Here is a 6235-nt window from a genome sequence, read left to right as displayed (position 1 = left end):
CGACCGCCCCGGCCCGCTGACTGCCCGGCCGCGCCTGCCGCACCGTGCGGCAGGGCCCGACTGCGGCCGTGGCCGCGCCCCCGCGTGGCACGCTGGGCACCCGTAGGTCACGCAGCAGGCGAGGAGACGTGTCACGTGCCGCAGAACCAGCCACCGGAGACACATCCCCTCCCCGCCGCACTCGCCCAGGAACACCGCCTCCGCAAGGACCTCGGGTTCTGGGGCCTGACGGCCATCGGGTTCTCCAACATCCTCGGTTCCGGCTGGCTGTTCGCCGCCCTCTACGCCGCCCAGACGGCGGGCCCGGCCGCCCTGCTGTCCTGGATCGCCGCAGGTGTGCTGTGCGCCCTGGTCGCGCTGGTGATGGTGGAACTCGGGGCGACGCGCCCGGAGGGCGGCGGAACCGTACGCTGGCCGCTGTACGCCAGCGGGCGGCTGGTCGGGACCGTGATCGGCTGGTCCGTCCTGCTGTCGGTCGGCGGCACGGCGGCGGAGATCAGCGCCATCATGCAGTACGCCGCGCACTATCTGCCCGGTCTCTACTCCGGAGGCAGACTCACCGCGACCGGCCTCGGCGTGGCCGCCGCGCTGAGCGTGCTGCTGACCGCGCTCAACTGGTTCGCGGTGCGTGTGTTCGCACGGCTGAACAACCTGGTGTCCCTGCTCAAGGTCGTCATCCCCGTCGTCACCGTGATCGCCCTCTTCCTCTCGGGCACCCACTCCGGCCGCCTCACCGACCACGGAGGCTTCGCACCGTACGGCTACGCGGCCTGCCTCACCGCGCTCGCGGGCGGCGGCATCGTCTACTCCGTCAACGGTTTCCAGGCGCCCCTCGACTTCTCCGGTGAGGCCCGCAACCCGCGCAGGACCGTACCCGCCGCCGTGCTCACCGGGATCGGACTCGCCGTCCTGGTCTACCTCGCACTCCAGCTGGCGTTCCTCTTCACCGTCCCGGACTCCCTGCTCGGCCACGGCTGGCACGGCGTCAACTTCGAGTCGCCGTTCGGCCAGCTCGCCCTCGTACTCAATCTGCACTGGCTCGCGACCCTGCTCTACGCGGACGCGGTGCTCTCACCGGGCGGCTCGGCGTACGTCGGAGTGGCCATCGACGCCCGCCACACCTACGCGCTGGCCAAGAACGGCCTGCTGCCCCGCTTCTTCATGCGGATCGACCCACGCTCCGGCATGGCGCACCGGGCGCTGCTGCTCAATCTCGCCGTCATCATCGTCTTCATGCTGCCGTTCGGCGGCTGGCAGGACATCGTCAGCGTCATGGGCGACATGTATCTGCTCATCTACGCGGCATCGGCGGTCGCCGTCGCGGTGTTCCGGGCGCACGACCGCGAGCGGGGAGTGCCACGGGCGGACGGCCAGGTGCCAGGGGTGCGCTGGATCGCGCCGGTCAGTTTCATGGTGGCCGGTGAGTTCGTCTTCTGGTCGGGCTGGCACGACCTGCGGCTCGCGCTGCCGCTGGTCCTCGCCGGCGTTCCGCTGTTCCTGGTGCTGCGGCGCGGCGCCGACGGGCCCTCACCGCGCGACGAGCTGCGGTACGGAGCCTGGCTGGTCTGTTACCTGGCCGCGCTGACCCTGCTGTCCTGGCTGGGCACCTTCGGCGGATCGGGGCGGCTGCCGGCCCCGTACGACTCGGTGGCGGTGGCCGCCGTCTCGCTGGCGGTCTTCGGGTGGGCGGTCCGCTCCGGCGCCGGCCATCTCAGGGAACGCCCGGGCACCGGGGGCGGATCCGGGCTGCCCGATCCCAGCAGCCCCTGACCTGGCCGGATCCCGGAGAACCAGGCCGTGCGATGCTGGGGGGCGTAACCGGGCCAGGGCCGGAGAACAGGGGAGTACGGCAGCGAGATGGCAGCAACACGGCGGACACGGACCGGAACAACCGGAACATGGGACCGCTACGCGGCATCCGACCCGGGATTCCTGCGACTGATGGCGGGGCTGCGGACCGTCGCGTCGATCGGGCTCGCGCTCATCGTGCTCTCGCTGATCCACACACCCGTCCCGCTCCTGGTCGCCGGGGCGATGGCGGCCATGGTCTCCACCTTCGCGATCAGGGAGAAGGACGTACGCGGTCAGGCCATCACGCTCGGCCTCGGCCTGCCCGTCGCGCTCACCTCGATGTCCCTGGGGGCGCTGCTCAACAGCCGCATCATCGCCGGTGACGCCTTCTTCGTCCTGCTGATCTTCGCCGCCGTCTACTCACGGCGCTTCGGCGACCGGGGCACCGCGCTCGGCCTGATCGGCTTCCAGGTCTACTTCGTCTCGCTGTTCGTGCACGCCACGGTCGCGGCCCTGCCCCAGCTGTATCTGACCCTGACCGTCGCCTTCGCGAGCAGCGCCGTCGTACGGTTCGCCGTCGTACCTGAGACTCCCGAGCGGACCCTCGGCCGGCTGCGTGAAGCGTTCAGGGCGCGGCTCGCCCAGCTGGTGGCCACCCAGACAGAGCTGCTGGACGCCACCCCGGCACAGCTCGACAAGATCCTCGACGATCTGCGCACGCGCACCGCACGGCTGCACCAGACCGCGCTGATGATCCAGGGGCAGCTGGAGTCGGGCACCCGGGACACCGCGTCGGCTGCGCTGGTCCAGCGCAGGATCGCGGACGCGGAGATCGCCGCCGAGCGCCTGGGGATGCTGCTGCTCAACGCCCGCAGCGCGGAACGCGCGGACACCCTCACCCTGCATCTGCCGAACGCACCGTTCCCGGCCGCCGCGGGCGCCGCGCAGCCCGGCGACGAAGCCCCGGGCATCGGCGGGACGGAAGAGATCACCGCCCTGCTGCGCCGGGACCTGAACGCGCTGCATCTGGTGGTGACCCGGCTGGCGCCCGACGAGCGCGGCACGGCCCTGGCCCATCTGCGCAACAGGCTGCTCGGCTACCGGGACGAGGAGAACCTGCCGCGGGCCTCGCTCGCCGTACAGGACGTGTTCCGCGGACTCGGTGAGGCCGCGCGCTCCGTGCTCGGGCTGCGCCTGGCGCTGGACGGACCGCAGGACGAGTCGGACGACACCCCGGAGACGACCCGCTCCCGCGAGGAGTTCGAGGCCGAGGACGTGGCCATCGCCCGCGCCGAGGAGACCGAGGAGGACCGCACCGGGCTCCAGCGGCGTACCACACGGACGGCGTTCCAGGTGTCGGTCGGCTCGACGCTGGCCATCGTCGGCGGCGAGTTCCTGTCCAGCCAGCGCTGGTACTGGGCGGTACTCACCTGCTGGGTGGTCTTCCTCAACACCGCGTCCACCGGCGAGATCCTCGTCAAGGGCTACCGGAGGCTGCTCGGTACGGTCTTCGGCGTCGTCGCCGGTGTGGGTCTCGCCGGGCTGGTCGGCAACCACACCTGGACCGCGTTCGCCCTGGTCCTGCTCTTCATCTTCGGGATGTTCTTCACCGCGCCCCTGTCGTACGCGCTGATGTCCTTCTTCGTCACCGCGATGCTGGGCCTGCTCTACACCCTCCTCAACACCTACAGCCTCTCCGTGCTGGTGCTGCGGATCGAGGAGACGGCACTGGGCGCCGCCTGCGGTGTCATCGCGGCCGTGCTGGTGCTTCCCGTGCACACCGACCGCCGTACCGACGAGGAGCTCGGCACGGTGCTGGCCCGGCTGCGCGACGTCGCGTCGGCGGCGGTGTCCCAGCTCAGTGGCGGCCCGCCGGCCGACCTCCTGGACCTGGCCCGGGATCTGGACACCGCCCTGGACGACCTGCGCCGCTCCACTCAGCCGCTGACGCACCCGATCACCCCGCTGCGGGTACGGCGGCAGACCGCCCGCTATCTGGTGGCGGTGCTGGAGACCTGCGCGTACCACGCGCGTTCGCTCGCCGCGACGGCCGAACTGGTGCCGTACAGCAAGACCATCGCGGCCGACCCCCGGCTCGAGCGGTCCGGGGTGCGGATCGCGCACAACATCGACGTGATCGCCGCACGGCTGGCCGACGAGAACGCCGACGGGGAGGTCGAATCGGGCGCCAGCATCGCCGCCATGCTGGAGAGCAGTTCATCGGAGGTCCTGCGCTCGGGCACGGTCACCTTCCGTGTGCTGCGCCATCTGCAGCGCCTCGACGAAGGGGTCGTCGGCCTCGCCCGCACCCTCGACGTCCCCATCGCGGCCCGCGAGGAGCGCAGGGCGGCCTGACACACCGGGGGCGTACCCGGACCGGGCGGGCCGCGGCAGGGTGGCCCGGGCTGCCGGTCAGATGGTCAGTTCCGTCTGAGCGGATGCCGCAGCGGTGGGCGTGTGCCGGATGTACCACTCGGTAGCGAACAGTCGCTCCCGTGCGTCCGGTTGAAGGCCGGCGATCACCCCCGGCAGGGCACCTCGCTCGACCTCGGAGCGATGTGCCAGTACGGCGGCGATCTTCTGCTCCAGCCACGGGCCCACATCGACAGCCGCGGTGACCTGTTCGTCCGGAACGCTGTACGCCGTCTTGCGCGTACCGATCACCTCTCGCAGCGCCGGCACGGCCGATCGTGGGTGCGTGGCCAGATAAAGGGCACGCGGCTGCCATGGGGCACCGGCATCCGGATAGAGCTGCCCAAGGCCGGACGCTTGGGCAGCGATCACGGTCACCCGGTGGGTGTGCACGTGGTCCGGGTGACCGGGCAGCCCTCCGTAGGCGTCATGGGTGACCATGATGTCCGGGCGGAATTCACGGATATGCGCCACGAGCCGCCGCACCGCTTCATCGAGCGGCACATCGCAGAAACGCATGCGCCCAGGGGCGGACTGAGGCACTCGCGCATCGGCATAGCCGAGCATCCGCGGCCCCCCGGCTCCGAGGATCCGCAGTGCCTCCGCCAACTCCGCAGCCCGCGGTGTGTCCGCGGCCCAGGTCGCCGTGACGACTGCGGTACGCGCACCCGCTGCCGCGTGGCGGGCGAGTACTCCGCCCGCCGACAACGACTCGTCGTCCGGGTGGGCGAAAACCGCGAGCAGGCTCGGCACGCGCATGAATGGACCGCCTTCCGGCACGGAGGAGCCTGATCGTACGTCGTCCGCGGCGGGTGCTGCGCCCCCCGGCCTGGCGAGGTGACAGGTGCCTCGGCCTCCTGCCCACTGTCCTGACCGCACGCCTGGACCAGCACCAAGCTCAGAGCGCGCAGCGGAAGCCGCCGTGCCCCGTCGTGCTGTCGGGTGTGTTCGAGGTGCGGGCCGCCACCCGGTAGCGGTTGCAGTACGAACGGTGGCAGAGGTACGAACCACCGCGCAGCACCCGGTTCTCCCCGGTGGGCGGCCCCGTCGGGTCGGTACGGGTCTCCGGGCGGTCGGGGCTGTGCCAGTCGGCGCTGTAACGGTCGGCGCACCACTCCCAGACATTGCCCGAAGTGTTGTACAGCCCATAGCCGTTGGGCGCGTACGCGGTGGCCGGGGCGGTGCCGCCCGGGCCGCTCGCGCGGGGGTCGCGTACGGGGAAGTCGCCCTGCCAGATGTTGCAGCGGTGCCTGCCCCGGGGTGTCAGTTCGTCGCCCCACGGATAGCGGGCTCCGGCCAGGCCGCCACGGGCGGCCTTCTCCCACTCGGCCTCGGTGGGCAGCCGTTTGCCCGCCCAGCGGGCGTAGGCGTTCGCGTCGTTCCAGGACATATGGACCACCGGGTGGCCCCGGCGGTCCCCGACCGATGAGCCGGGGCCCTCGGGGGCACGCCAGTACGCGCCGGTCACCCCCCGCCACCAGGGTGCCCCCGGGACAGTGCCCGGCAGGACCGCGTGGCGTGCCTGCGGGGGTATGAAGGAGGCGAACACATAGGACCAGCCGATGAGTTCGGCCTCGGTGCGGTATCCGGTGGCCTTCACGAAGGCGGCGAAGCTGCCGTTGGTGACGCATGCCGCGTCGATATGGAAAGCGCCGACGGTCACCTCCCTGACGGGCCCCTCGCCGTCGTCGGGGAACGCGTCGGATTCGTCGCCGCCCATCAGGAACGGCCCGGCCGGGACGGACACCATGCCGCGCAGGACATCGGCGGGACGGCGCTCGGGGACGGCGAAGTCCGCCGGGGGAGCGGACACGGAAGCCGCCCCGACCGGGGCCGTTTCCCGCGCGGGTCCGCAGCACGCACTCATCGGACGCTCTCCCTGTCGTCGGCGCCGGTTGCGGCGGCCTCCGCCCGGGACCGGCCGGGCCCCGGCCCATTCTGCCCGGTCGCCTCCCGCCTGGCCGCGCCGGGGACCGGCCGGTCCAGCAGTTCGTCCAGGTCCTGGCCCGTGGTGTGCAGCAGCAGCGCCACA

General features: G+C 71.9%; 4 protein-coding genes. 2 read left to right on the top strand and 2 right to left on the bottom strand.

Features of this window, described 5'->3' with window-relative positions; all coding sequences use genetic code 11:
- Window positions 1-135: 135 nt before the first annotated feature.
- Both G3I19_RS33575 and G3I19_RS33570 read left to right on the top strand, forming a co-directional pair.
- Window positions 136-1770, top strand: coding sequence for an APC family permease (locus G3I19_RS33575; RefSeq protein WP_164267490.1), 1635 nt, complete (start codon window positions 136-138; stop codon window positions 1768-1770).
- Window positions 1771-1857: 87 nt separating this feature from the next.
- Window positions 1858-4146: an FUSC family protein gene (locus G3I19_RS33570; RefSeq protein WP_164267489.1), complete on the top strand. Its 2289-nt coding sequence runs from the start codon at window positions 1858-1860 to the stop codon at window positions 4144-4146.
- Between the two features lie 57 nt (window positions 4147-4203).
- Here G3I19_RS33570 and G3I19_RS33565 read toward each other — a convergent pair whose 3' ends face one another.
- Window positions 4204-4962, bottom strand: coding sequence for a PIG-L family deacetylase (locus tag G3I19_RS33565; RefSeq protein ID WP_164267488.1), 759 nt, complete (start codon window positions 4960-4962; stop codon window positions 4204-4206).
- A gap of 139 nt (window positions 4963-5101) precedes the next feature.
- Window positions 5102-6070: a formylglycine-generating enzyme family protein gene (locus tag G3I19_RS33560; protein WP_164267487.1), complete on the bottom strand. Its 969-nt coding sequence runs from the start codon at window positions 6068-6070 to the stop codon at window positions 5102-5104.
- Window positions 6071-6235 lie beyond the last annotated feature (165 nt).

Origin of the sequence: Streptomyces sp. SID10853, from assembly GCF_010548145.1 — a bacterium.
Lineage (GTDB): Bacteria > Actinomycetota > Actinomycetes > Streptomycetales > Streptomycetaceae > Streptomyces.
Note: the sequence above shows the minus strand (reverse complement) of the source record. Positions and strands in the feature narration are given on the sequence as shown.